The sequence below is a fragment of the Collinsella aerofaciens genome (assembly GCF_001405375.1).
Lineage (GTDB): Bacteria > Actinomycetota > Coriobacteriia > Coriobacteriales > Coriobacteriaceae > Collinsella > Collinsella aerofaciens_F.
In genome coordinates, this window is sequence record NZ_CYYP01000040.1 from 1 (window position 1) to 885 (window position 885).

Here is an 885-nt window from a genome sequence, read left to right on the forward strand (position 1 = left end):
CGACGGGAAACGAAAAAGCCCGGTTTAAAACCGGGCTCGAACAAACACGCCTATTGACAATGGCTTTCTCATATTAAAAAGGTCAGGCACTAGGTGCCTGACCTGCAAACTTCTGGTCGGGACGACTGGATTCGAACCAGCGACCCCTTGACCCCCAGCGGGGTCAGAATGACCCTGACCTGTGCTAATTTTGTTAAATCACGCGCAAATAGCGCAAGTAGCGCATTTCCGCGTATGTAAATTTTACCAGCTCAGCGCGGTTTGTCCAGATAGCATATTATCGGCTTCGAGGAGCGCGGCGCAGCCGATGACTTAATCAACGGGGGTAGGAGCCCCGAATCGTCGTCTCTCTGGGTTCCCGCAGGTGGGCCCTTCTGTTTCTAATCAACTGCAGATTCAGGAGCTATGTGGTCAATATAATACCGTTGAACCCGCGTATCGATACCGCTCAGCCATTCGCCTCGCCCCCGTCGCACGTATCTTCATCCGGTCTGTTACTTTTAATCTAACAATTCTTTGAGGAACGTAGGTGCTTCCAAATGTACTGTCGACTTCTTCTCAAACTAATCCTAAGAGACAAGGCCGTATGGATTTGTACGCTCGTTCTCGCTGCAGCCTTTTCCGTCCCCATTGCGTTCAATTCACCCATCTACGGGCCCTTCTTTATGAAACAGGACATGCAGAGCTTTGTCGACGCATTCAATACGCGCGCGCCCCAGGCCAGCGGCACAGACCTATCTCCAGAGCAGCAAAATGACGCGGAGCTTGCAAGATACGCGAACGCCGCCCTTGCCGCTCAAACCGACGCCGCCTTTCTCGATTCTGCCGAGAGCTACTACGCGCTCATGGGCGAAGGCTTCCAATCCGGGTCCATCGTGGGAGACC

At 53.1% G+C, this 885-nt stretch carries 1 protein-coding gene; it reads left to right on the top strand.

The features are described from left to right. Positions 1–677 precede the first annotated feature (677 nt). On the top strand, positions 678–885 hold a 208-nt coding region (locus tag ARB25_RS10100; RefSeq protein WP_216595146.1), incomplete at its 3' end, for a hypothetical protein.